The organism is Croceivirga radicis (assembly GCF_002072105.2).
Lineage (GTDB): Bacteria > Bacteroidota > Bacteroidia > Flavobacteriales > Flavobacteriaceae > Croceivirga > Croceivirga radicis.
The window spans coordinates 23691-50057 of record NZ_MTBC01000003.1; the positions used below are offsets into that span (position 1 = coordinate 23691).

Annotated in this window: 26 protein-coding genes; 8 read left to right on the plus strand and 18 right to left on the minus strand. The window is 35.6% G+C overall.

Features of this window, described 5'->3' with window-relative positions; all coding sequences use genetic code 11:
* Positions 1 to 34 precede the first annotated feature (34 nt).
* The 3 genes from gntA to BUL40_RS05055 all read left to right on the plus strand — a co-directional run bounded on the left by gntA (position 35) and on the right by BUL40_RS05055 (position 1563).
* Positions 35 to 724: a guanitoxin biosynthesis heme-dependent pre-guanitoxin N-hydroxylase GntA gene (gene gntA / locus BUL40_RS05045; protein WP_080318334.1), complete on the plus strand. Its 690-nt coding sequence runs from the start codon at positions 35 to 37 to the stop codon at positions 722 to 724.
* A 3-nt stretch (positions 725 to 727) separates the two neighbouring features.
* Positions 728 to 1315, plus strand: coding sequence for a DUF1989 domain-containing protein (locus BUL40_RS05050; protein WP_080318335.1), 588 nt, complete (start codon positions 728 to 730; stop codon positions 1313 to 1315).
* Between the two features lie 95 nt (positions 1316 to 1410).
* Positions 1411 to 1563, plus strand: a complete 153-nt coding sequence (locus tag BUL40_RS05055) for a YqaE/Pmp3 family membrane protein (RefSeq protein ID WP_010516766.1) — start codon at positions 1411 to 1413, stop codon at positions 1561 to 1563.
* Between the two features lie 156 nt (positions 1564 to 1719).
* Here the strand turns inward: BUL40_RS05055 and BUL40_RS05060 are convergent, their stop codons facing one another.
* The 4 genes from BUL40_RS05060 to BUL40_RS05075 all read right to left on the minus strand — a co-directional run bounded on the left by BUL40_RS05060 (position 1720) and on the right by BUL40_RS05075 (position 6222).
* Positions 1720 to 2736: a helix-turn-helix domain-containing protein gene (locus BUL40_RS05060; protein ID WP_080318336.1), complete on the minus strand. Its 1017-nt coding sequence runs from the start codon at positions 2734 to 2736 to the stop codon at positions 1720 to 1722.
* Positions 2737 to 3034: 298 nt separating this feature from the next.
* Positions 3035 to 5209 (minus strand): sensor histidine kinase, encoded by a 2175-nt coding sequence (locus BUL40_RS05065; RefSeq protein WP_080318337.1) that lies wholly within the window; start codon positions 5207 to 5209, stop codon positions 3035 to 3037.
* Between the two features lie 3 nt (positions 5210 to 5212).
* A complete protein-coding gene (locus BUL40_RS05070; RefSeq protein WP_010516760.1) occupies positions 5213 to 5659 on the minus strand; it encodes a response regulator in 447 nt (148 codons plus the stop codon).
* A gap of 8 nt (positions 5660 to 5667) precedes the next feature.
* Positions 5668 to 6222: a helix-turn-helix domain-containing protein gene (locus BUL40_RS05075; protein WP_010516758.1), complete on the minus strand. Its 555-nt coding sequence runs from the start codon at positions 6220 to 6222 to the stop codon at positions 5668 to 5670.
* A 549-nt stretch (positions 6223 to 6771) separates the two neighbouring features.
* Here BUL40_RS05075 and BUL40_RS05080 point away from each other — a divergent pair.
* Positions 6772 to 7104 carry a hypothetical protein gene (locus BUL40_RS05080; RefSeq protein WP_080318338.1) on the plus strand — a complete coding sequence of 111 codons (333 nt, stop codon included), beginning with the start codon at positions 6772 to 6774 and terminating at the stop codon, positions 7102 to 7104.
* Between the two features lie 369 nt (positions 7105 to 7473).
* Here the strand turns inward: BUL40_RS05080 and BUL40_RS05085 are convergent, their stop codons facing one another.
* Positions 7474 to 7926, minus strand: coding sequence for a ferritin-like domain-containing protein (locus BUL40_RS05085; RefSeq protein ID WP_080318339.1), 453 nt, complete (start codon positions 7924 to 7926; stop codon positions 7474 to 7476).
* A gap of 227 nt (positions 7927 to 8153) precedes the next feature.
* On the opposite strand from BUL40_RS05085, the gene BUL40_RS05090 reads away from it, so the two are divergent.
* A complete protein-coding gene (locus BUL40_RS05090; protein ID WP_080318340.1) occupies positions 8154 to 8738 on the plus strand; it encodes a hypothetical protein in 585 nt (194 codons plus the stop codon).
* 73 nt (positions 8739 to 8811) lie between these two features.
* Here BUL40_RS05090 and BUL40_RS05095 read toward each other — a convergent pair whose 3' ends face one another.
* Complete coding sequence (locus BUL40_RS05095; RefSeq protein WP_080318341.1) at positions 8812 to 10179, minus strand: NAD-dependent succinate-semialdehyde dehydrogenase; 1368 nt, start codon at positions 10177 to 10179, stop codon at positions 8812 to 8814.
* A gap of 81 nt (positions 10180 to 10260) precedes the next feature.
* On the minus strand, positions 10261 to 11214 hold the full coding sequence (locus BUL40_RS05100) for a helix-turn-helix domain-containing protein (RefSeq protein ID WP_080318342.1): 954 nt from the start codon (positions 11212 to 11214) through the stop codon (positions 10261 to 10263).
* 160 nt (positions 11215 to 11374) lie between these two features.
* Here BUL40_RS05100 and BUL40_RS05105 point away from each other — a divergent pair, with 160 nt between their 5' ends.
* A complete protein-coding gene (locus BUL40_RS05105; RefSeq protein ID WP_080318343.1) occupies positions 11375 to 13744 on the plus strand; it encodes a TonB-dependent receptor in 2370 nt (789 codons plus the stop codon).
* 23 nt (positions 13745 to 13767) lie between these two features.
* Positions 13768 to 15138: a hypothetical protein gene (locus BUL40_RS05110; protein ID WP_080318344.1), complete on the plus strand. Its 1371-nt coding sequence runs from the start codon at positions 13768 to 13770 to the stop codon at positions 15136 to 15138.
* Between the two features lie 79 nt (positions 15139 to 15217).
* On the opposite strand, the gene BUL40_RS05115 is transcribed toward BUL40_RS05110, so the two are convergent.
* Both BUL40_RS05115 and BUL40_RS05120 read right to left on the minus strand, forming a co-directional pair.
* Positions 15218 to 16051, minus strand: coding sequence for a DUF4437 domain-containing protein (locus BUL40_RS05115; protein WP_176465450.1), 834 nt, complete (start codon positions 16049 to 16051; stop codon positions 15218 to 15220).
* 11 nt (positions 16052 to 16062) lie between these two features.
* Positions 16063 to 16737, minus strand: coding sequence for an NAD(P)H-dependent oxidoreductase (locus BUL40_RS05120; RefSeq protein WP_080318346.1), 675 nt, complete (start codon positions 16735 to 16737; stop codon positions 16063 to 16065).
* A gap of 162 nt (positions 16738 to 16899) precedes the next feature.
* On the opposite strand from BUL40_RS05120, the gene BUL40_RS05125 reads away from it, so the two are divergent.
* Positions 16900 to 17787 carry an AraC family transcriptional regulator gene (locus tag BUL40_RS05125; RefSeq protein WP_080318347.1) on the plus strand — a complete coding sequence of 296 codons (888 nt, stop codon included), beginning with the start codon at positions 16900 to 16902 and terminating at the stop codon, positions 17785 to 17787.
* Here BUL40_RS05125 and BUL40_RS05130 read toward each other — a convergent pair.
* From BUL40_RS05130 to BUL40_RS05170, 9 genes are all read right to left on the minus strand, one after another.
* A complete protein-coding gene (locus BUL40_RS05130; protein WP_080318348.1) occupies positions 17784 to 18269 on the minus strand; it encodes an Mpo1 family 2-hydroxy fatty acid dioxygenase in 486 nt (161 codons plus the stop codon). The genes BUL40_RS05125 and BUL40_RS05130 overlap by 4 nt on opposite strands.
* A gap of 15 nt (positions 18270 to 18284) precedes the next feature.
* On the minus strand, positions 18285 to 18911 hold the full coding sequence (locus BUL40_RS05135; RefSeq protein ID WP_080318349.1) for a TetR/AcrR family transcriptional regulator: 627 nt from the start codon (positions 18909 to 18911) through the stop codon (positions 18285 to 18287).
* A 135-nt stretch (positions 18912 to 19046) separates the two neighbouring features.
* Positions 19047 to 20588, minus strand: coding sequence for a hypothetical protein (locus tag BUL40_RS05140; RefSeq protein ID WP_141239640.1), 1542 nt, complete (start codon positions 20586 to 20588; stop codon positions 19047 to 19049).
* 35 nt (positions 20589 to 20623) lie between these two features.
* A complete protein-coding gene (locus tag BUL40_RS05145) occupies positions 20624 to 21487 on the minus strand; it encodes an MORN repeat-containing protein (protein ID WP_080318351.1) in 864 nt (287 codons plus the stop codon).
* A 3-nt stretch (positions 21488 to 21490) separates the two neighbouring features.
* Positions 21491 to 22321: a DUF2490 domain-containing protein gene (locus BUL40_RS05150; RefSeq protein WP_080318352.1), complete on the minus strand. Its 831-nt coding sequence runs from the start codon at positions 22319 to 22321 to the stop codon at positions 21491 to 21493.
* A 2-nt stretch (positions 22322 to 22323) separates the two neighbouring features.
* Complete coding sequence (locus tag BUL40_RS05155; RefSeq protein WP_080318353.1) at positions 22324 to 24282, minus strand: hypothetical protein; 1959 nt, start codon at positions 24280 to 24282, stop codon at positions 22324 to 22326.
* 167 nt (positions 24283 to 24449) lie between these two features.
* Positions 24450 to 24959: a redoxin domain-containing protein gene (locus BUL40_RS05160; protein WP_080318354.1), complete on the minus strand. Its 510-nt coding sequence runs from the start codon at positions 24957 to 24959 to the stop codon at positions 24450 to 24452.
* Between the two features lies 1 nt (position 24960).
* Positions 24961 to 25599 (minus strand): SDR family oxidoreductase, encoded by a 639-nt coding sequence (locus BUL40_RS05165; protein ID WP_080318355.1) that lies wholly within the window; start codon positions 25597 to 25599, stop codon positions 24961 to 24963.
* 1 nt (position 25600) lies between these two features.
* Positions 25601 to 26272 carry an FAD-binding oxidoreductase gene (locus tag BUL40_RS05170; protein ID WP_244901823.1) on the minus strand — a complete coding sequence of 224 codons (672 nt, stop codon included), beginning with the start codon at positions 26270 to 26272 and terminating at the stop codon, positions 25601 to 25603.
* Positions 26273 to 26367 lie beyond the last annotated feature (95 nt).

The following is a 26367-nucleotide window of genomic DNA, read 5'->3' on the forward strand; positions in this document are numbered from 1 at the left end:
ATCTTCGAAGAAACAGACACTTAAAAATAACGCTATGACACTTATTGAAAACGAAATTACGCCTTGTACGAGTTTCTTATCCAGAGAGAAATTTGAGGATAGATTAGAAGATTTTTTAGTAAAGGAAGACCATCCTTGTATTATGGCACAGACCGTACATAAACTGGATAAAATGACCTACCACCTTTATGACGATATGCGCAAAAATAGTACTGCAGGTAAGTTACTTAAGCATTTAGAAGATTATTTGAACAATTATGATTTTAATACGAATAAATTCGAGTCTTTTTTGGCCGTATTCCCTTTAAATGGATTTAATAATGAAGAAGAATTTGAAAACGCTTTATGGCAATTGCTACAAAACATTCACTTACAAGACAATGAGCCCTGGGACCCCAGCGTATCCAGTAATCCGAACGACCCGAATTTTAGCTTCAGTATCAAAGGAAAAGCATTTTACATTGTAGGCATGCACCCATCTAGTTCTAGAAATGCCAGAAAGAGCCCTTATGTAATGCTGGCCTTTAATCTACATTGGCAGTTTGAAGAATTACGTAGGCAAGGTCTATATGACAATGTAAGGGATACCATTAGACAACGAGATTTAGATAAAAACGGTAGTATAAATCCAGTATTGAAAGATTTTGGTACGGCCAGTGAGGCCCTACAATATTCTGGTAGAAATAATGGAGCCAATTGGAAATGTCCGTTTCATAAAATTTAATTGATGAATAGAATAGCACCCAGAACCGGTACTGCCTTTTTATTACATAAAGGGCAGTACTTAACGGTAATAGACATTAATGGCCAACAGGTTTCTGATATGGTGGTCTTTAATGCAGAAGATACCGGTGAATATATTTCGTCGGGAAAATCAATAGATTTTGAGGAAACCATTCGATTTACTAAAGGTAACTTTATATGGAGCAACCGCAGCAATAAGCTTTTAGAAATTGTGAAAGACGATGTTGGCGTACACGATTTTCTACTGGCACCTTGCAGTAAAGAAACATTTGAAATAATGTACAAAGACCATGATACACAATTTAGCTGTAGAGATAATTTATATAAAAATTTGAGGCCATTTGGTATTCAAAGCGATGCCATACCAACCGCTTTTAATGTGTTCATGAATGTTAAAATCAGTAATCACGGGGCCGTTTCTGTGGAAGCCCCTATATCCAATAAAGGAGATAAGATAATTTTTAAAGCCATGAAAAACCTAATTGTAGCCTTGACCGCATGCAGCGCCAAGGATAGCAATGGCGGTTCTTTTAAGCCTATTGGTTATAAAATTACCACGGACTTGGATTAATGGATTGAGTTAAGCTATTTTTTAAATGCGTTCATACTTAAATACGGCTAACTCTAAATTTGAGGCATACTAAACCGATTAATTTTTACACAAGAATGTCATTAATAACAATACTCTTAAACATATTTTTACCGCCATTGGCAGTAGGGTTAAAACATGGAATTGGATTAACCCTGCTTATTAGCATCTTGCTAACGGCCCTGGCATGGTTGCCTGGTGTAATACACGCCTTTATGGTAAATAAATAGGAACACTCACTTAATTACTTATATATCCAAAAAAAGGACTCAATTATGAGTCCTTTTTTTATGCCATTTATTCGAATTTGATAATTAGAGAAAAGAAAAAACCGCTTACCTAAAAGATAAACGGTTGACTGGTTTAAGTAATTAAAAAATAATGTATTAAGTGGTTACCGCCATTTTAATTTTTGATTTATATTCCACAGGAGAACAGTTGTATTTTTCTTTGAATATTTTAGAGAAATAACTTCTACTGCTAAAACCAATGGTATAAACAATTTCGGAGATGGTAAAATCTGTTGTTTTTAAAAGCATCTCAGCCTTATTAATTCGTTCGTTTCTTATAAAATCGTTAACCGTAGTTTTGTGCATCAATCGGAAACCTTCTTGAAGTTTCGCTGGCGAAATACCTACCTTAGAAGCCAAATCCACCACTGTTTTGTTGGTTTCTGGATAATTTTGAATAAAATCCGAAACTTCTTTTACCATTTTACGATCTCTACTATTTAAAGAACCAAGCGCTTCGTCTTTTAATAGACTGTCTCTTTGGTGTTGCTGTATTTCCATGGCCAATATGATATGCACCAAGCCTTCGGTCATTAGCGCCCTAACCATACCATTCATCTTAAGGTTGTTTAGTTGTCTAATACTATCCGCAATCTTTAAATTATAAGACCCTACAAAACGATAGTCCTCTTTCTTGTCTTTTATAAAAGTCTCCTTTAATTGATATTTTATGGTTTCAGGATTATCTGCCTCTTGCATACCATAAACACCAATAATACTTACATTGGTTGGTTCATTTGCTTTAAACTCCAAAACGTTGATAGGAGAAATACTATTTGCCATGATAGCTGTTTGGAATGGCTCCAAAACAATAGTCTCACTATGCTCACTAAATTTATGGCTTAAACTACCATCTACACAGTAAGCAAAAAAGAGTGAATTTTGGGTTTCTGTACCCAATAATACTTGAGTATCTTCTTTAAAGGTAACATTGAATTCTAAATAGTTGATTCTTCCCTTTAAAGCTACACCTACTATTTGCCCTTTTCCAAGCACATTATTAAAGGTAAGTTGCTTTTCCTTAAAATTGGAAACAGCTTCGGCGTTTAATTGTTCCTTAAGTTCTAATAATCCTTTGTTAAGCGTATTTGAATGTATTGTGAAGGTATTCATACTGTTGTTTTTAAAGGTTAATGACTTTTTTCTACTAATTGGTTTTTTACCACGGGAATTGTAGGTTGCGGAAAGTATTTGGATTTTTCGATAGTCCTCCCTACTCGGGCGAACAATCTTGATGTATTGGAAGGTTGATTTTTCATGACTTTTCTTTTTCTTAAAATTCGATGTTGTAAAAATCGTTTAAGTAAAAGCAAAAAGCATTACACAATTTTTAGCTTGTGTTATAAGATTTTTAGATTGGTCTTAAAGTATGCTAAAATTATGTTAAGAAAGAATTCTTGTTAACATTTTATTAAGATGTGACTGGTAATTCTATAGTAAAGGTGGCCCCCTGACCTAGGGTACTGGAAGCGTAAATTTTACCCCTATGTTTGCCCACAATTTTTCTGCAAATAGCCAATCCAATTCCTGTACCTGTGTATTGGTGCTTTTGGTGTAAGCGCTGAAAAATATCAAATATTTTTTCTCGCTTATCATTGTCAAAGCCCATACCATTATCCGCTACGGTAATTAGATGATAATCTGTGGTAACTATTAGACCATCGTTCATAGCAACTTCTTGTTGAATAAAGTCTGATTCTATCTTAATGGTAACGCCACGTTCCTTTACCCTATATTTAATAGCGTTACTTATAAGATTGCTAAACAACTGTTCTAGTTGAAAGGGAATACCTCTTACAACTGGCAATTCTCCCAGAATGATTTCAGAATTGGTTTCTTCTAATTTTATGGAATAATCATTTATTAGACCAGTTAATACATCGTTTAAATCTACTTTTTCAAACACCTCTCCCCTTTTATCGATTCTGGAAAAAGAAAGTAAATTGTTTATAAGAACACGCATACGCGAACAAGCATCCATGGCTCTATTTACATAAGCCAATTTGCGTTCCGGTAGCGCTTCTTCTTGATTTCCCTCTAAAATTCTAGATAAGTACATCTGTACCTTACGTAAGGGTTCTTGCAAATCGTGACTGGCTACCCTATTAAAAGATTCAAGTTCTGTATTCTTTTTTAGAAGGCTATTATTTTGGTTTAATAGGCGTTTATTTAAACGCACTTGCTTACTAATATCTTGGATTACACCAATCATTACCCTTTCTTCTTGAGTATCATCAAAAACGCCATGTGTATACAAGTGAATCTCTTTACCCGATTTTTTAATGCCCCTAAAGTTAAAATCTAACGGCTTTTTTAAGTCAAACGCGTTTTGTACGTGCTCTTCATACTCCGCCAAATCATCCTCATGCACAAACATTTTAAATTTCTCGGCAGACATATCCATGTCTTCCTTTTTATAACCTAAAATACGGTATACGTTATCAGAAAGTACACTTTGGTCTTTATCCAAATTCCAAATGTAACTACCCATAGATGCAATTTTCTCCGCTTCGTTAAGAAGGGAGTTGCTCATTTCCAATTCGGTATTCAATCGTTCTAGGTTTGCGGCATACATCTTATTTTCCGTAACGTCTGATACCAATACCTTTACATTGTTTTTAGAGGGGAAATACCTTACCCAGAAGTAGCGTTGCTCTTTAAATATTTTAAAATCTAGAATATCGTTAGCTGGTACTTGTTCATTAAAACAATTGATTAGACGATCTAGTTCTCCTGTAGTTTTTAAAAAGGGGAACGCTTTGGAAACTAAGACTCCCCGCAATTTTTCTGCTTTAAAATTGGTGATATTTTCATTGGCTTTACTCGCATATTCAATTTTAAAATCTATAACCTCCCCATTTTCATTGTATACTGGCAAATAAAGATTGGCAATTTCTTCTGTAGCCTCTAGCACACTTTCTAAAAATTCGGTTGTATTTACAATGTGTTTGTTATCTTTTATAATACGCGTAAACGCCAGAATAGAAATTAATAAGGATATAAAACCGGCGGCAAAAAATAGAATGGCATAGATACGGTTGCTTTGTTTTACCTTCTCTTCGCTTTGTGTAACGTTGCGTTGCTGTTCTGCTATTATTTTGTCTTTAGTGGCGTCTATAGAAGATAAAATGGTATTCATCTCTTTAAAAATACGCCGCACATCTAAACTATTACTGTTTTCAGCGCTTACAACTAAATCTAATTTGGTATAGGCTTTGAGCAAACTATCTTGTTGGCCTTGCAACCTAGACAAATGATTTATTTGTGTTGGGTTATCCTTGAAATCTATTTCTAGATCCGATATAATTCGTTGACAACTATCTAACAAAGCCTGAAATTGCAAAACAGGTACCTTTTCCTTTACAAAAGAAGATTGTAACTGGGCAATTTGTAGCTCGTTATAGGTATTAAAAAGCTTCTCTGCCTTAATTTGTTCTTTAAATTGTGCAGACGATTTTGCCCGATCACTATCCAATTTAAAATACCTGTTGTAAGAAAAAATAAAAACGGCCAATAAGACAGCAAATGCAACCAACATTGCAAATGTAGAAGCCTTATTGGAACGTTGTAACGCTCTATTTGGCATAATTTAGACCCTTAAAAGAAAGTTTTCTTTATTTAAAGAAGAAGTATGGTATTGCCAATTCATTTTTAGTACCCGTTGTATGGCGTTCTTTAACTCAGTAAAAGAACTAGGTTTGGTCAAATAAATGTCTGCACCTTTTATAAACGTATCTTCAATGTCTTTTTCTGATGAAGATGTAGAGTAAATAGCCACTACAATATCTTTTAGCAAGGGTGAGGATTTTATTTGCTGTAGACATTCCATACCATTCATAATGGGCATGTTTAAATCTAGGAATATTAAATCTGGTTTGTTGGCCAAATTAGCGTTTAAAAACTCCATAAGTTCCGCGCCATGACAGAAAGTAGTTAATTCCGTATTCATTTTAAGGTCGTTAATGGCCTCTTCAAAAAACAAACGATCGTCTACATCGTCATCTGTTAAATTAATTCGTAATCTGTCCTGTAACATCGTGGTGGTTAATTAGGATTAATACTATTTCTTTTTTGAATAATTCTTTGAAAGGCCGATGGTGTTAAACCAGTGGTCTTTTTAAATTGACTTGATAAATGTGCTACGCTACTATAATTTAAATCGAATGCTATTTCTGTTAATGATTTATCTGTTTTTAGTAATAGATCCTTTGCCATTTCTACCCTTCTTAAGATTATAAAACTTTCTATGGAAGAATAGGTTGCCTCTGAAAATAAACTAGACAAATAGGCATAAGAGTAATCCAATTCTTCTGACAAATAATCGCTTACATTTTTTGTTTGTACCTCTTTATGTTCTAAATAAAAATTAATTAAAAGCTTAACCCGTTGTACTAGACTTAGCTTTTGATCATCTACAATAGAAATGTTGAATAAACTCAATTGTTCTTGTAACTCTACTTTCTGTGCTAAGTCCAATGCTTCTTTTAATCTTATTTCATTTAGATTCACCAAATAATAATCAATACTTAAATTCTTTAAGACAAACTCTATTACAGATTTATAGGTCTGTGATAGGTCGTATTTAAGATGTAATGTCATACACACTAAATTAGCTACACGCTTTTGTAAACTTAGAACAAAACTATAAACAAGATTCTGATTTTAACAGAAAAAATGTTTAACGCTAAGTAAAACTAAATAAACAAAAGTAAAAGGTTAAACAAAATTATCGTTATAATAAACGATATATGAAATTATACCTGAACTCAACCTATTGTTATTCTCGTTACTTCTATGATGTTGTTTAATTTTCTTACACATCTGTATTAAGATACAAATTTTGTTTAAGCTTTAAGAATTTTAAGAGAAAGGCTTTCATAAAAAAAAGATTGCACGGAAGTGTTGTGCAATCTTTTTCAAACCAAACTAACCAAAAAACTGTATTCTCTATTTATTCTCTTTCAAGCAATTTCTTTTTTACACTTACAAATTTGTAGCAAATAGATAAACCACTTTAGCCCTATTAACCAAATAGTTAACTCATTTGCTTCTTATTATAAAAACGCAAATGAGCACCCAAATTTGGCTTTTGCGCTAATAAGTATTACTAAAAAGAAGGAATTTGTGCCGTATTTAAATAATTAGGATATGGGTTTTTTATCATTTAATCAGCAGAAAATTATATTGTTCCATTCTAATGATTCTTTTGAGATTAAAGCATTGGAAGAAAAAGTTAGTGGCGGAAAAGTAAGACTTATAAATTTAGCCAAAGAGCCTATTTTACCAATTATCTGGCAAGAAATTGAAGCGGCCCTACGTGATAAGATTTACATTAAAGAACAGGATATTGTTGCAGTAGATAAAAACAGCGTAAGCATTTTAAACGGAATAAATGCTTTAGAATCCTTTTTAGCTACTAAAAATCAATTCAGTAAGACAACTACCAAAACATTAGAAGCCAGTTATTCTGAAATAGCATAAATACTAAGGGAATAATTTGAATAATCTGGTTTGCTTTTGGGCAAATTAATCCATGCTTCATAGTAACTTTAAGACAGCCAATTAAATTCTTAATACTAATTGGACCTGGTATAATACGTTCACTACTATAAAAAGCGTAGTGAAACTTAACCGCAAGAATATCTACACTTTATCCATATTGATTATTCCATCCAACTAAATTTATAAACCCACTTAAAACTGTTTCTCAGGTTTAATATAGCAATACCTACTATATCTCTAAAAAGAGTATTTAGTTGACAACCGCTAACTTAATTTATAGGCAAGTATACAACATAAAAAAAACCGCCCTATCACAGACGGTCTTTTCTCCTTCACAAAATAATATTTTTAGAACGCATTCTCTAAATAATTTGCACGATTATAGCTTTGTTCAATTTTATTTTTTTGATTGGTCAACACGTTAATTGTACTTGCTGGTAACGTTGTTTCCTTCAGTACGTCCTCATAATCTTCTAAGGCTACTTTTTCGCCATTTCTAACTTCTTCTAGCATAGCCTCTTCATCCGCATTGGAGAACAACGCTTTGGTATCCATCCACGCTCTATGTACTGCTCCTTTAAAGGAACCGGTATATTTGGTCACGTCCATTCCCTTGGCTGTAAGTTCATGCTCCAATTCGGCTTTAAACTGATTGCGCTCATTGGCTTTCTGTTCAAATAGACGTTGTAAAGCTTTACTTTCTACTTGATTTGCAGCTTTGGTAAATCCTTGCTCTGCATCATAGGCCCTAGCTAAAAGACCGTTTAATTTTTCTTCTGTATTCTTTTCAAAAACTGACATAGTGTTATTTTTTTTGTTCAAAACAAAGTTGAGATTATTTACAATTAGACGTTAGTTCATTTACACATTGGTTTGACTCTTTAAACTAGGACACAAACTTTTAGCTAATTCAGGTTATACAAGGTTTAACATCTAGCAAATACGCTAAGGTTTTCCGTATTAAAGCAAAACTTTACAGGTAGCTACTTATACTTTTGAGGCGAATTAAAACAATAAAAACAGATCGTATGAGAAAGACATTTTTATCTTTAGTAGTAGCTACCCCAATTTTGTTAGGAAGTTGTAAAGTAGACCAAAAAAAAGAAGCAGAATTACCAGAAGTGGATGTTGATATAGAAACAGCAGCCGGACAATTACCATCTTACGATGTGGATTGGGCAGATGTAAACGTAGGTACAACCACTAAGACCATGGAAATACCCAAGGTAGTGGTAGTAATGGAAGAGGAAGAGGTAGAAGTACCGTACTTAGATGTAGATATGCCAGAAGATTATGGCGAGAAAACTGAACGTACACTACGCGTTGAAGCAGAAATTGCAGACACCACCCATAATTTGGATATTGAAAAAATATATGCCAATGAGGATAATTTAATTGTGGTTTCGTCCCTGGAAAAAGGTGAACAGAGTCTAGGCAATAAAACGATGCGTATTTCTGACCAAGTAACATTAAATGCACCAGATTTAAATGTAAAGTATTACATAATTGGCGAAAGACCAGAACAAGTATTTAACTCCTCCTATACTTATGTAAAAGACATGGAGACCTTAAAAAATAAATTGGAAGGTTACCAAGTAATCTATGAGAGTTAATATATTTTGACACCCTCAATAAAAAAAGACCGTTTGTAAACGGTCTTTTTTTGTTTTAACAATTAGAAAAATCTTAATCTACCCAAATGGTTTTTGTATTGGTAAATTCTCTTATGCCGTAACTAGACAATTCTCTCCCATAACCACTATTTTTTATTCCTCCAAAAGGTAATCTAGGATCTGATGCTACTAGTTTATTTACAAACGCATTACCAGCTTCTAATTGTAAGGCAATTTTTTCACCTCTCTCCTTATTACCAGTTAATACCCCTGCCCCAAGTCCAAAATTGGTGGCATTTGCCAAACTAATAGCCTCTGCTTCATTTTTTGCTTTGATTACGGAAGCAACCGGTCCAAAAAGCTCCTCGTCAAAACCAACCATCCCTGGTTTTAAATTGGTGAGAATTGTTGCAGGGTAATAAGCCCCTTTTCTATCCGGTACTTCACCACCCAAATGTAACGTGCCTCCTTGCGATACGGTTTTTAAAACTTGTTGGTGCAACTCATCCCTTAAACCCACTCTGGCCATTGGGCCATAAAAGGAATTTTCATCCTTAGGTTCTCCAAGAATGGCATTTTCCATACGTTTGGTGAATTTTTCCAAAAACGCATCATACACTTCTTCTAAAACAATAAAACGTTTAGCTGCGATACATGTTTGCCCATTGTTTTGTAATCTACCAAATACCGCAGTTTCCACGGCAGTATCCAAATCCACATCATCTAAAATAATGTAGGCATCACTACCGCCTAATTCCAATACCGATTTTTTTAAGTGTTTGCCAGCTATTTTTGCTACAGACCGCCCAGCAGGTTCACTGCCAGTTAAGGTTACTGCAACTATGGTATCGTTGGCAATAACGTCCTCAATTGCGGAAGACCCAACATTTAGATTAGCAAACAAACCTTCTGGAAAACCTGCTTTTTCCATTGCAGCTTCTATGGCATAGGCACAACCCTGCACATTAGAAGCATGCTTTAACAAAGCTGCGTTACCCGCCATTAGCGCTGGGGCCAAAAAGCGAATTACTTGATAGAAAGGAAAGTTCCATGGCATTACGGCCAGTACCACACCCAAAGGCTGAAAAGTAACATAACTTTTTGTGGCTTCCGTTTTAACTTCCTCCTTAGCTAACAATTTTTCAGCATTATCTGCATAATAACGGCATACCCAAGCACACTTCTCTATCTCGGATTGGGATTGTTTTAAAAGTTTACCCATTTCATCTGTAGCTAATTCTGCGTAAACTTCTTTATTCTTTTCAAGAACATCGGCCAGTCTATGTAAATATTTGGAACGCTCTGGTAAGGTTTCTCCTTTCCATTTTAAATACGCATTATTAGCCTGCTTTATTTTCGAGATAACTTCTTCTTTTGAATGTCTAGGATATTCCTTAATCAGCTCTTCTGTTGCCGGATTAATACTTTTCGCTACTTCCATGATTCTACATTTATCTTCAAAATTAAGCACAACAATTGGTCTAACAGGCTCCGTTTAGCAAATTGATTAGCCGTATTGCGCTCAAGATATTTCACTTGGTAAGTGTCCGTAGAATTTTTTAAAGGCTACGGTAAAATGTTGCGGATTCTTATAACCTACCTGTTGGGATATTTGCGCTATACTCAACTCTTTAGCCAACAACAAACCGTATGCCTTTTGCATACGTAGTGTGGTTAGTTGTTTAAAAATGGTTTTTCCGTAAACTTTTTTAAAATCGGTTTTTAATTTGGTGGTATTTATACCTGCAAATTGAGCCAACTCTGGAATGGTTACGGACCGGTGCAAGTTATAGGCTAAATAGGCATTTACCTTAGCCATCAAAGTGTCTAATTGCTTTGGTGGCCGTGCTGTAATTATGGGCCGCTGTTTTTTTTCGTTTTTATGGAATAGTAAACGTAAAAGCTCAACCGTTTTGGTTTGAAGATAGGCCTTTTTTAAGTCGCCCTCCAAAGTAACCGTATCAAAATCATTTAAAACATTGCAAATGGCAGCATCAAAAGGTTTGTTCTCTTTCCAATAAGTAGTTAGTTCGTTAGACATGTAGAGTTTATTTAAAGAAGAAAGTAGTTCATTGTCATCTTCAAATAAATGGGCCATAAATGCTAATTGAATAGTTAATATGTAACAAGCAATGGTTTTACCAGCTGCATTAACAGATAGGTTACCGGCTGGGTTTACAATTAAATTATAAAAACCCTCTTCTACAGCAACTACCTTTTTGTTGAATTTTAAGTGATTGCTACCAGATACTTGAAAAACAAACTTTAATGCTTTTTGCTCTTGTACTAGTTGGAGCCGTAACTGTTCTTTGGGTTGATAATACAAACCCAATAAGACACAACCATTTAACTGATATCTTTTTTGAATTCCATTTTCTCCAATAAAAGCAAGTTGTGTTCCATTTTCCTCGAATTTTTTTAATAAAAATTGAGGCGCATTAGTGCCTTTAAATTGCATTTTTTCCTTTTTACCCATTATAAAACTTCCTTTTGGGTCATTTTAACTTCCGTTTGCGTTATCGTTTGCTTTTAGTTGCCTTTTACTTTTGCAAACCTAATTATTTTAAATCGTTCTAAATAAAAATAACGTGCGTTTTTATTATTTAATCCTACTAGCCCTTTTCAATTGCATTTTTATGCAAGCCCAAATAAACCGTACTATTTCTGGTAAAATAAGTGCTGCCAACGGCGAACCACTTTTTGGAGCCACAGTGGTTATAATGGGTACCCAAAAAGGAACGCAAACAGATATTAACGGGAAATATATACTTGAAAACATTACAGAAGACACCTTTGTATTACAAGCTTCTTACATAGGTTATTATAACAAAAAACAAAATGTAACCTTTCTTGCAGAAGAGAATAATATAACGGTAGACTTTGCCTTAGTAGAACGAACCAATAATTTGGATAACGTTACGGTAAATGGAAAATCTAAGAAAACTGCTTTAGAAACTGAAGGCTTTGCTGTTACTGCGGTACAGACGGAAGAAGCGAGTATACGTAACATACAGACCAATGAACTATTGAACACCACCGTTGGTGTAAAAATTAGACAAAATGGTGGTTTAGGCGCTAATGCAGAATACAGCTTAAACGGATTGTCTGGGAGTGCTGTGCGTATATTTATAGATGGTATACCAATATCTATTTATGGTAATTCTTTTAACCTTAATAGCATACCGCCTTCTTTGATAAAAGAAATACAGGTGTATAAGGGAGTTGTGCCAGGCCATTTGGCAAGTGACGCCCTTGGCGGAGCCATTAATATTGAACTCCACAGCCAAGCAAGAAACACGTTAAACGTATCTGCTTCTTATGGATCGTTCAACACCCTACAGACCAACGCGAATGCCGTTTATAGGATGGACTCTTCTGGTTTTACGGTTAAAGCATCCTTATTTCAAAACTATTCTGATAATGATTATGAAGTTTCTGGTCGTAGCGTTGTAGTAACAGGTCTTGGCGGGGTACAAACACCAATTACCGCAAAACGCTTTAATGATGCCTACCGTTCTGTGGGCGGCATTGCCCAATTTGGTTTTACAGATGTTTCTTGGGCAGACCAATTCTTTTTGGGTATCACTGCTTCAGATGATTATAAGGAGGTGCAACATGGCGCTTTTATGACCATAACCCCTTACAAAGACCGTTATTTAGAGTCCGATGCCTTGTTGGGTAATCTTACCTATAAAAAGAAAGATTTGTTTACCAATGGTTTGGATTTAAATATTATAGGACTTTACGGTAAACGCAACAGACAGGTGGTAGATACGCTTGCAGCCGCCTATGCATGGAACGGGCAGCGGGCCATAGACTTTAGAGGAGATGAGTATGAATACACTTGGGGCTCACAGCAAGAAGGTGGTCCTACCCTAGCAAAAATTAAAAGAAACGTGGCTTCGGTAAGAAGTGGAATTTCTTATGCTTTTAATAAAAACCATAAGATGCTGTTCAATCATGTTTTCAGCAGTATTGATAGGGAAGATAGTGATGCCCTAAACACCTTGTTAGAAAATATATTTGTGGGTACAAGAGACTTGCGCAAGAATATATTTTCATTAACCTATGATGTTTCTGCGTTTGAGAATCGATTTAAAGCGAGCTTATTTGGTAAGTATTATCAGCAAAAAAATATTAGCAAAGACCCAGCAATAACAGAAGATGAAGAGGGTAATTCTACAATAGTTGAAGAAGTTGTAACCAATAATACTACTAATGAAGGTTATGGATTTGCAGCGTCTTACGCTATTTTACCAGAGGTAACCTTGCTTACCTCTGCGGAAAAAGCCGTGCGTTTACCCAATGAGACCGAAATATTTGGCAATGATGGGGATAACGTCGTCGCCAATTCTAGTATTAATCCCGAGCGTAGCGATAATTTAAACGTGGGGTTCCGCTTTGGTTCTTTCAATATCAAAAAGCATCAGTTTTCTGTATACACCAATTTTTTTACCAGAAACATTAAAGACCGTATTGGCCTACCAATAGAAACTTCTTTAAACGTGAATGATGAACTAATTGTTTACGTAAACCAAGGTAGTGGTACCTCTAAGGGTATTGATGCCCAATTAAGCTATACCTACAATAACAATCTGGCATTAAATTTTAACGTGTCCAAATTCGATTTAAAAATAGAGAATAGAGGCACTGAGATAGATGTGCCAAACACACCCTTCTTAACCATGAACGGTAGCGCCAGGTATCGTTTTAATAATGTAATCCAGAAAAACGCACAATTAAACCTTTTCTATAACCTATACTACACAGACGATTTTTCCTATTTGGTTCCTCAAGGTTCTAACACCACGGGAGACGATTTCTTTAGGGTTCCTGAACAGCTGGTCCAAGATTTAGGGTTTAGTTATATGTTTCCTAAAAAGAACATCATTTTAAGCTTTGATGCCAAAAATATATTTGATAAGCCGGTTTACGATAATCTATCTGTTCAAAAACCAGGAAGGGCTTTCTATCTAAAATTAAACTATAACCTAAATAATTTTTAATACTTACAAATACACTATACAAAATGAAACGTACTAATTTAAATTTTAAAACAGTTGTTTTAGCCATACTTACTGTCGGTCTTTTTACCGCTTGTAGCAATGAGGATGATGGTCCAGGAACAACACCAGACCCAGACCCAGACCAAGAAGACGCCAGATGGATTACGGTTGCAGCTGCTCGTATGGGAGAAAATCCTGGAGATGGTAACGGCGGTACGCTAATTTATGCTTTAGATAGTGAAGATGCTAAAGACCCTTCCGTTTCTATTGCTCCTTTTGATAATGGCTTTATTGTACCCTCTAATAGAACGGCCAGATTACAAGCTTCTGAAGATGGAAGTACTATTTTTAACATAAGCTACGCAGGCGATACTGGCGGTAATTACACCAAATATTTGGTAAATGGTGGGCAAGATTTTGAACAAACAGGTTCCGAAATAAGTATTGCTCCTTATGTAGGATCTGCCCCCAGATGGATTAAATTATTTGATGGCGATAAAACGGGTGCCGCTGTTTATGTATCTACGGAAAATATGTATGATGATAATGATACCCCGGATGACGAGACAGATGACACTTATATAAATACGGTTTCTACTATGGGGGTAGTAACTTTAGATTTGGAAAATTCTGCTATTATTAATTTTGAAGAATCTACCTTTACTTTAGATGCTGAAGATGCTGCAAACGGCTATTATATTGATAGGATAGATATGCCAACTTTAAACACAGCTGGAGACAAATTGTACATAGGAGCACGAGTTAGAAAGTTAGATCCGGCAACTGGAGAAAGAGAGAGCGATTATGAAATTCTAGGTTCTAAAACCATTGTTCTAGACTATCCATCGTTAACAAATCCTACAATTATTACATCAGGAATTAGCAATGGAAACACTAACGGTTACCGTAGTATCAATTCTTTTGAGTACAATGGAGCGGTATACCAAGCCAACCAAAGTGACCCAAATGGTTCTTATATTCTAAAAATTGGTGCAGACAACCAGTATGATGATTCTTATGTTTTTAATCTGGATGATGCTTTAGGTGTAGAAGGTGCATATGTTTTGGCATGGAGACCTGCTGCAAATGGTAAGGCTGTATTAGCTTATAGGCATAACGGTTCTGAAGAGGGTGTTGCTGGTGCGCAAGGCTTCTTTGCGTTGGTAGATTTAAATGCCAAAACAGCAACAACACTTACAGACATTCCTTACGACCCAGATTTCTACTTATTCCAATATCAAAGCTTTGCGGTAGATGGTAATGAAATTTACCTTACACAAGCCCCAGTGGGCAAAAACGGAAATATCTATGTAGTAGATACAGAAACTGGTGCCGTTACCAAAGGTGCAGAATTGGTTAACGTAGAAGGAAGCCATTTTATAGGCGCTTGGTAATAGCCATTTAAATAATAACCTATTAAAAAAGGGTTTCTAGTGTATAGCTAGAAACCCTTTTTTTTGTCAAGTTTAGATATTATTTTACTTCAAAATCGCCGTTAGAACGAACGTAAATTACCGTTTCAACATCGGTGCTTAAAAATGGTGATGCGTTTTCTTCTGCACCAAAATAAGAACCTGCTTCCAATTCATTTTTAGAATCCTTTTTAGAAAATTGATGGGTTATTTTACCAGAAATAACCACAGCTCTAAAGTTTGGACTTAAATTTTTGATACGTCCTTTAAAGCCTGCTGGTAATTTTAATAGTGTTGCTCGTAACTTGTCAGCATTATGACTTCCCCATAAAAAAGCGGTTTCTACATTACTCTTTTCAGAAACCCACTCCATATCCTTGGCATGTAACCAAACTAAGTTGGATTCATCCATGTTAATGGGGCGTTCTCCATTATCAAAAGCCTCATCTGTAGGTTGTACCAAATACGGCCCTTCTTGTATATCTAAAAAAGCCATATTTTCTTCTCCATCTGCAGCGGTTACGTGTCCTTCACCGGCAGGCTGCTGCCAATAGCTACCTGCGGGCAACCACATTTCTTCTGCCTTTGGGTCATCGTTATGTAGCAATCCCTTAATAACCACTGCTCGATAGGTAATATTATGAATATGCGGTGGGGAAGAAAATCCTTTCTTGAATTTTACTAGAAAACCGGAAGGTTCATTCTTGGTACGGTCTCCCCATAATTGCCCTGCAGCAGGACTTTTATCGCCCCTAGCCGGGTTTAACCAACCCCAATTTATCTGGTCTTCTGTTACTACCTCATTTTTACTTTTTGTAGTATCCGTGGTTGGTGTTTGGGCAATAGCCGTACCCGTTAACGCTAAGACAAAAATGCCTAATAGTATATTTTTCATTTTTAGTATTCCTATTTCCATGTCACAATATCGGACTTCTCCCTTCTTACCTTAGAACGTTCAGGATTTGCTTTTCTATAGCCAAAAGCGACCATAAAGGCTAAGCCATATTTATTGGTATCAATACCAAATTTGTCTCGTAATAGTGGCTCTATATCTGTTTGATGAAACCCTTCTATTGGACAACTATCTATACCCACTAAGGCAGCAGATGTCATCATATTTGCCAAGGCGATGTAGGTTTGTTTCGTAGACCAGTCAAATAATTTTTTATCGGTGTCCAAGTTAAAATCGCGTTCTTGAAATTCTCTATAGAATTTGGAATACATTTCTACCACATCTTCTGGAAATTGCTTCACTTTACGCATCATATCATCTATATATTGTGCATCGTGCTTTACCATGGGGGCTTTCATGGCCAACCCGAGTACAAAGTGGCTTGCCGTGTCTAATTTTAAAGGAGCGCCCCATGCAAAGGGTTTTAAAGATTCGCGCAAATCTTTGTCTTGTACCACTACAAAATGCCATGGTTCAAAACCAAAAGAACTGGGCGATAAATGTGCAGTATCTAAAATAAAATCAAAATCTGTATCTGGTATTTTTTTAGTCGAATCAAATTCTTTTGTTGCATGTCTAAAATTGAACGCTTGTAAAATGTCCTCTTTTGCTATCTGAAATGTATCCATGAAAAATGTATTATTTAAAATTGAGGACACGAAATTAAGGATATAACTATCATTTTAATTTGTACAAAAAGAGGTTTGCATGGTACATTTAAAGGTTGTTACATAGTATTAACAATAGTTTAAGGTATTTTTAAACTATTTTTGTGTCCAAAATAGCGTTATATGGAAGTTTTACAGGCAATAAAACCTTTAGATATACAAGAAGTGCGACTAGATATGTGGGAACAACGGCCCATTAAAAACAATTTTTTTGAGTTGGTTTTGATTAAAGATGGAAACGGGTCTCAGTGTATTAATTACAATGAATACAAGTACACCAAGGGCGATATTTTTCTACTACCACCGTTAAAATGCCATTCTTTTACCATAGTAGAACCTACTACATTTATCTTTCTTAAGTTTTCTGACGCATTTTTTAAAACCACTAGCAAAATAACCATAGACCGCAATGCTTGGTTTAAAGAAGCTGCATACATTCTTTCTAATTACAACCAAATACCGGGAGATATTATCACCTCTAACGTAGACCGAAAGTATATTACTAATCTTGTTGATATGATTTTACAAGAGTCTCGTAATTTTTCTGAGGATTCCCATAACCTTATTACCAGCTTAATGACCAGTATTTTGGAATTATTGATGCGTAATATTAAGAAAAGTATCTTTTTAGACAGTACTTCTAATTCTCTGGGCGATGAACGTATTGGTAAGATGCTAAACTACATTAATGAACATTTGGATAAACCTGCTCTCTTAAAAGTTGAAAATTTAGCAGCAGTTTTTAATATGTCTTCGACTTATGTAAGCGAATTTTTTAAGAAGCAAATGAATCTATCCTTACGGGAATACATTATAAAGGCCAAACTTAAATTAGTAGAAATTAGGCTTCTAAATAGTGATTATACGTATACGGAAATAGCAGACGAGCTGGGTTTTACAGATGTGAGCCATCTTTCTAAAACCTTTAAACGCTATTCTGGTTCAACACTAAAAGAATTTAAACAAAACGGAGAATACCAGTTGTTAAAACGTAGCGTTTGTAGCGCTTAAAATCGTATTCCCAAAGCATTAAACAAATGGCTCATGGTCCATGCCGGACCAATCATTAGAAATTGTAAATCTTTTAAAAAAGACGGCTTTTTACCTTCATGATTGTGCCCAATAAATTGACCAATCCAAGCTACTACAAAAATACCGAGCATTAGCGCCCAAAGCGGTGCAAAATTTAGTTGTGCAATAGCATAAATGCCCCAAAGTACGCCAATAGAAAACAACAGCATCCCAACAAACAAAACTATAGATAAGCGTAGATAATAGAGCAATCCAAAAATAATCAGTAAAGTTCCTACGTGAGAAAAAGGTCTTAAGAATGTGGGTAATTCCGATGTTAGGGTATCTGGTAACGGAATACAAGCCAATAGCCCTATTAAGCTAAAAAAGATAAGCGGCACGCAGATGTAATGTATACTAATATTTAATTTGGTTTGGTGGCTTTCGGCATATTCAGATAATAAAGCATCTATAGTTCTCATTGGTAATTTTTTTAGTTAGTAATTAGGTAATGTAACAAACTGGCGCATTTGCTGGTATTCTTCTACCCCCTTTTCCGTTAAATGTGGAATTATGAGCTGCCATAGTAAGGATATACTACTTGTTTGGTTTACTTTATAGTTGGGGTTATTAATTGCGATTTTTTGAGATTGCCAAAAAGTGCTCAACATCCAAATAGCGTATATCACTTGGTCAAAATCTACGAGACCATGTGTTGCTTTCATTCTTCCTGTTTCTATGTAATAATCTAACAGTTTACGGGCTGCCTTAAAACGCTCTAAATTCCCTGCCTCATAACGCTTGGCAATAGTTGGATGGGTTTTAATGATGTTTACCAAATCGTTAAAAAAGAAGGCATATTCTTGTTGCAACGCATCAAATTTGCCCATCATTTCTTCCAAATGAAACAAGGTTAGATAGGTGTTTTTAGGCAAGATATAATCAAGGGTCACCGTGTACATATCTTCATATAGCGCTTCTAACAAATCCGATTTGGTATTGTAATGGTACTTTAAATTACCTGCACTTATTCCCATGTTGTCTGCCAACTGTTTCATAGAAACATTTGACATTCCCTCCTTATTAAACAATTGTATTGCTGCTGCCTTTATGTTGGCTTTCATTATAGATTTTTAAATCAATTACGTAAATATATAAAATATTAGTAAACGTTTACTAATTTATATCCACAGGCCACATTGCCTAGCTTAAACCTTTAAGATTAGCAGGGTAAAATTTTAATGGTTATATCTACAAGATTATAAGATTACATCTTGCAGACCCTTTTCAATATTCTTGTAGAGGTAATTAAAAGGTGACTTGTTTTTATCCCTGCTGACGTTTATGTGGCTGTCTTTATACCTACTATCCTTGTTTTTGGTATTATTAGGCATAAAAAGATTCAACAAGGTATTCAACACCTTTTTACGTTTATAACTGTCTGGATGCAGTAAGTAAACACTAACATCCTCATAGGCAATTTTTAAATCTATGGTAGAATTATCGTTTTGTCCGTAAATAGTAAAATATAAATCTGTCATCTGCCCTTCTACCTCTGTGTAGGCGGCTGGTATGGTAAACGCATTAACCTTAGCAAAATCTAAATCGCGCAGTTTGCCTTTAAACGAAAAAGTATCCTCTTGGTCATTTGGGTCAAATGTCCAGTCTGCTACAAATGGGGCTGCATTCATAAACTTACTTTTAAAATGCACTTGAACCGGTGCTCTATAACTATTCCCCAAATTAGTTATGGTGGCGTCCAACGCGTTAAAGGTTAGCTCCCCTCCTCCGTTATTGGGCTTGCTCTTTTCTATGTAAATGATGTTAGCCGCATTTAAGCTAAAAGTATCTACGGCAATACCAATTGGAGCCTCTCTCAAAAGAGAACCATAAAGTGGTTTAATACTAAAGTCGTCCGCTATTAACTTGTTCCTATAAATAGTAACCTCTGGGTTATTAAACGTGATGGAATTAGATTTTAAGGCCAATTCTTCATTTATGCTTTCCAAGCGTAGATTTTTAAATAAAATGGTATTTACTTGGACGGAATAATGGTCTCTTTCTTTTACCAATTGCGCATCAAAGCGTTCTTTGGATAATGCTGTCTTGTAATTAACATTGTAAACATGCGTATGGTTGGTAGTTCCATTTATAGAATCTATTGTAATATTTTCAAAAGGAGTGGCTTTAATAAAAACGGGACCAGATACTATCTGATAACTTTCGCCAGTAAAAGGAAAACGTTTGGCCAGGGTTTTATCCGAGACAAGAATATTTTTAATGGTAAGATTAAAGTCTGTTAAACGTAACAGCTCTTCTTTTTTGTCGGCATCAAATACCGTAAGTTTCGTATTGGTTAGGATAAGTTCTTTTAAATTAATTACAAAGCCTATTTCTTCTTTAGTAGCCTTAGTGGCGTTAACCGCATCTTCGTTTTGCTTTAGCTCTATTAATTGGCCATCTAAGCCATTCATTTCTATATATTCAATAGGAAGCTTTCCTGTCAATAATAAGCGTACATAACCAATATCCTTAATTATTATGTCTGTCAAGGATAAGTTACCGGTGAATCCAGAATTGGTTTCTTTAGAAAGTAAAATAGTAGGTTGTATAAACTTGGCGGTACCTTGAAAAAGTTTAAGTTCCAAGCCCTTATAATTCACTAGAACCCCTTGGGCCTCTTTGTTGGCTAAAAATTGCTGCAACCTAAAGCGCACGCCTTGGTCCACTGCAAAATAAGCAAGCACTATTCCTAGCAACGGAATAATGAAAAACCGAATTAGTTTGTTTCTAAAAAGCAAGAATTTTGTTTTAACTAAAGATACCTAAACCGGTATTACTTTCCCTTTTTCTTTTCGGGTTTTACTAGTTTATCATTTTTCCAAGTTCCGCTGGTTATAATCTCTCCAGTTTCCCCGTAAAAAATACCCGTTCCGTTACGTTTATCATCTTCCCAATGTCCCACATATTTTTCTCCATTGGGCCAGAAATAGGTTCCCTCTCCTTCTCTTTTGTCTTGGTTATAATTACCAATATAGTATTCCCCATCTGGCCAGTAAAATGTACCTTGGCCATGTCTAAGGTTTTGCTGCCATTGACCTTCGTAACGGCTGCCCGTCTCTAATAATGCAATACCATACCCGTTGGCTTTACCGTTTTTTACCTGACCAACATAATGTAGAGCACTCCCTTTTTTACTTTTAAAAGTTAAGTATTCACCAGCAGCGGAGTTTTGCAATTGTTGTTTTAAACGGGTAATCTGTACTTTGGCTTTCTGCAACGCAAAGGCCATAGAATCTAATTGCTTTACGGGCAATTGGGTATTAGAAAAGCGCATTCTTAGACTATCTAATAAAACGGAATCCAATTCTTTTTTTGGTACCACAGGTCCACCACCTAATGCCCTCATTTTTTGGGTTAAGGCAATTCTCATTTTTAAATCTTTATCGTAACCCTTGGGTTCTTTTTCCAGTTCTTTGGTGTAAGCCTGTAACGCATTTTCATAATCACCATTAACCAGCATGGTATCTATACGAAGTACAGCCTCTCTTTCGTTCAGGGCCTGTTCTAATGCCGTATTCGTCTTTTGTTCTTCTTGAAGCTTATTGCTTAATGTTGTGGATTTTACATAGAAAAACGTGGCCATTCCTAAGGATACTACCGTTAGGGCTATTACCGCAAATAAAGTTCTTTTCTTCATGGTTTAGTCATCTAAATGAATGTCTGGTAATTTTTTTCTGACACGTCTAAAATCTGGCGAATAATACATATGAAAACGCATAGTCCACGCCTGTTTGTATTCACCGCCATTTTCTAAGGCCTGCCCTTGACTGTACATGAGGCCTGCCGCTACGGTTAACCTAGGTGTTAAAATATAACCTACGGTAGTGGTAAGTCGTAAATCTTCCATAGGACTAGCAACCACAGCCTTGCCACTTTGCATTATTAATTCTGCTTCGGGAGAAACGTAAAGCGTCTTAGGTTCTAATTTATGACTGTTCAAAGGTATTTTAGCACGAAACATATACCGCCATCTATTTCTAAAAATATATTCACTGTCTTCTGCAAAACCTTGTGTCCATCTATGTTCTATACGTATTCTATGATAGATCATAGCACTATACAAGGGCATTGCAAATTGGTATTGGTGCCAAATACGCCATTCTGGAACCACATTTCTATCTATGGAGTCTTCATCCGTATTAAAGTTTACCCTTAAAACTCCACCTAGACTAAAATTTACCTTTTTGTTGTAAATATAGCCAAGGGCATGTCTATTATAGATTTGGGCTACCTGACCAACAAATGGGGTTGCTTCTGTTTCTTGAAACCTAAAATGCGTTTGAGCGTCCCAAAAAAATCGTTTCCCAATCCTTATTTTCCCGTACGTATTTACCCAAACTTTAGAGGTTGGATCTTTATACTTAGATTCTTTGGGTAAGTACACTTTATCTTCCTCTTCCTGTGCAACGGTAATAGAACTACCTAGTAATACCAATACCAAACCAAAATATTTGAAATTAAAACTTTGCATTACTACTTGGATTTTTTGGTATTAACTTCTTCAAAAAGTTGTAAGACTTTTTCAGGATTTTTTTCTCGTTTTAATTTTCGTTCCAGTTTATGTGTATCTAAGTTTCTTAGCTGAAGCATGCGGTTATAAGCAAATGTCATTTGGGTGTGGAGTGCCGCTGCATTTTCACAATTTAATTCTTGTTGACTCTGCTTATAGAAATAAGGTACAAGCACCTTTTTATAAGCACTCGTTATTCGCTTTTTAATTTCTTCGTTCATTACAGTAGCCATAAACGGATTCCATATGGGATCTAAATAGGCCTCCTCTATGGTCTTGACATTTTCTGGTAATTTGCTAATTTGATTTGCAATTTGCAGTAGTGTTTCCGTACAGGTTATTTGATCCTCTGCAAATGTTTTTTTATCCGCTATGGTTTCTAAATTTGCATAAACTCCTAAATTGGTTTCTAAGAGTTCTTGAATAGCGGTCAAAGCCCTTTTTTGGTTGTTATTACCATATTGTTCTAAACTATCTTTTACCAGTAGAATGGCCTCTTGTTGTTTTAGCCACTGATCTTCAATTGCTAGCAATTGTTGTTCGCCCTTTTCTTCACGAATTAAACGCTGTAGCTTTTTATTGATTTCGGTTATACTTATAGCGGTGAATTCTGCCATCTGCGAAAAACCCTTATAGCTATTTAATGCTATGGTTTGTAGCTCATAAGACTCTGGTTGAAATTCTTTAACCACTGTCTTGTCTTTAGTAGTAGCTTTTACTTCAAAAGGAACCTTTGGTGCTCCATTCTTCCAGAGACTAGCGTATAATTGCGTAACGGATAGGTTATCTATTATCCCAGTCTCATTCAAAGTTTTTAATTCACTGAAAGGCTCAATAAAATTTTCATTGAGATAGGATAAAACATTGTACTGAAAATAAACATTGTCATCCGTTCTCTTTAAAATATTTAAATGCGCATTAGATAGTAGGGAATCTAGCGTAGGTTTATATGTAGAAGCCGTTTCAATTGCCTGTTCTATGTAATCTATATCAGATTTTTCCAATGGAAAGTAAGGTGCCTTAACTTTAAATTTAGGTTTAAAACCGTCATAATTCAAGGCCAAGAAAAAGTTGTTGATTTTTTGATACCGATTTGCATTTTCTGCCAGCAATCGTTGCATTAAACCTTTAGAAAAGTCTGCATCCGCATTCTTTTGGGTTAAATTGACCAAATTTAAATAACCTGTGTTTAGGTCAATAATTTCAGTTTCAGCTGTGTTGTTTTCAAAAACAGGAAAAACATTGGACGTGTTCCCTTCCTTTTGAATTACTTTGAGCAACAAACCATTTTCAAAAATCCAGCTTTCTTCCGTACCGGCTCCAGCAGCAGAAAATAACTCCCAATTATCGTGGGCAATACCATCTCTTAAAAAACGACCTACTAAGGTGCTGGTACTATTGGCAATACTAAAATCTTTAATAGGCAAACCTGCCTCATAGCCAATAGAGCTGGAATAGCGTTCTTCCTCTATTTCTGAATCTTTTATTTTTGAAACTTTGTAAATCCAGTTTCCTTGTAGCTTTCCTTCTAAAAAGTCTCCACTTACTTCTTCTTGTAGCCCACTTACTAGAACACGATATTGGTAATCTTCTACTTCTGTTTGCTTATTGGAATTAAATGCTCCAAAAGAAAAGGTCCATCTACCAGTAGGTACACCTGCGCTAAAATTTCCTTTTATAGTAAATGATTCGTCTTCCTTTTCTAACAATGCATCTAAACTAGACCGCTTAAGCATAAATGGTCCTTGAAATACGGTATCGCCGTCTTTAAGCATATAGCTAAAATTGGCATTACCTTGATAGCCGTTTACGGTATAGGGACCTGTGTACTCTTGAAGCTTTTGCGCACAAACAGGTAATGTAAAGCCCACAAAAAGCGAAAAGGCACAAATTTGAAAAAGAACTTTATTTAAAAGATTCATTAGTGTTAGTTTGATTCTTTAGATTGGCAAATCTGTTTTTATCTACGCATTAAATGCCATTTTGGACGTTTTGAGCCCTAATATTTTAAGATAATTATGGCAATCGCATAATAATGACTTTCTAATTATAAAAAGACAAAAGAAAAGCCCCAAAGATGGGGCTTTTCTTAAGCTTCTCCCCTAGCGGGATACTCATTTTTGATAATATACTTTATGCCTTTTAGCAAGGCATCAAATTCAGGTCTTGCAAATGGCATTGTCTGTATGCTTGCACTATAAAGCGTTTGGTCTGCTTTAACTAAAAACAGTCCAGGCTCTATAAACATTTCCGGTTCTTTTTCCTTTACTCCCTTAGAAATATAGAGGCCCCATTCTCTTGCCCCTTCTATAGGCATTTCATAACCAATGGGGATGTCTGCAATTTCCCATTCTTCGTACGTCTTCATTGCGCGTTCTTTAGTGTCTGAACTTATGGCAATTACATTAACCCCTATTTCTACAAATTCATCCAGCATAGATTGTAATTCTTCTAAGTATGATTTGCAGACTGGGCAGTGTTTTCCTCTATAAAATATCACCATCGTAAAATGGTCTGGTTCTTGATCTTCCAAACTATAACTGGTGCCATTGACCAAATTGATTTTTAGCGAAGGAACTTTATTTCTTGGTTTTATCATTTTATTTGTGGGTATTTATCGTATCTAAAGCTTCTCCAATCAACGTATTACCAGATAAAATCTCGAACGTTTGGTTAACAGGGGCATCATCATGTAGAGATCGCACCAATGTTTGTGCCACATCTGCTCTTGTAATTTCTCCTCTTCTGTTTAGCTTTTCGGCAATACTAATAGTCCCCGTAGCCTTATCATTGGTTAAAGAACCCGGTCTAACAATTGTATATTTTAAGTTGCTTTGTTTTAAATATTCGTCTGCGTTGTGCTTTGCTTTTAAGTAATCTTTCAATTCTTCTGCTTGCTCTGGCTCATCTGCACCCATAGAGCTTAGCATAACAAACTTTTTTACGTTGTCTTTGGACGATTGCTTAATCAAATTTTTGGCGCCCTCTTGGTCTACACCAACAACATTTTTACCACCAGAACCTGCGGCAAAAAGCACTTTATCTATATTCTTTGTGGTATGTGACAAATCGTTCTCCAAATCGCCCAATACGGTTTCAATATTGTCTTTTTTAAACTGCTCCATTTGAGCCTCTTTCCGAACCATGGCAACCGGTTCAAAATATTGTGATTCTTTTAAAAGCTTTACTATTTGTTTTCCTGTTGTGCCATTGGCACCTGCTACTAATACTCTTTCCATTCTATAAATCTTCCGTTATTATTTGTTCTTTTTCAACACCTATTTCTAGCAAATCTTCTTTTACTGAATTTATCATGGGTACAGGTCCGCAGATGTACACATACTTATCTTTGTCTTTTAAATTTTTCTTTAAAAATTCCTTATCAATTCTCCCGTGTGCGTGCTTAGGATTATGCTCTTCGGACAATATGTTTACAAAGTCTGCACCCAACCATTGGTTAAATTTAGAATCTAGGATAATGTCCCTTTCGCGCTTGTTGGCGAACAACAGTTTGTTCTCGTCCAATTGATTTCTATCTGCCAAATCTTTAAAAATAGAAATGAATGGTGTTACCCCTGCCCCACCTGCAATAAACGTTCCCGGTCCTTTATAAGAAATAGCACCCCAGGCATCACTTATTTCTAGTTGGTCTCCTTGTTCCAAGGTTTGTATTTTGTCTGTTACCCCATTATGGTCAGGATAGATTTTGATGGTAAATTGTAAAAATCCATCTGATGGCAAACTGGTGAACGTAAACGGTCTTTTCTTATTGGAATAGCCATCTTTTAGAACGGCTACTTCCGTTGCCTGCCCAGGTGTAAATTCAAAATTTGCTGGCCTATCTGTTTTAATTTGTAAGACATCATGGGTTACAAATCCCGTGTCTTGTATACTTACGGTGTGATTCATCATTTTTTCTTTTTCATTTTAACATCCACAAGATAATTTTGAATCCTTGTAATCTTTAACCACTTTCCTTTTATCCTTGACCCAAATGAAAGAAACGG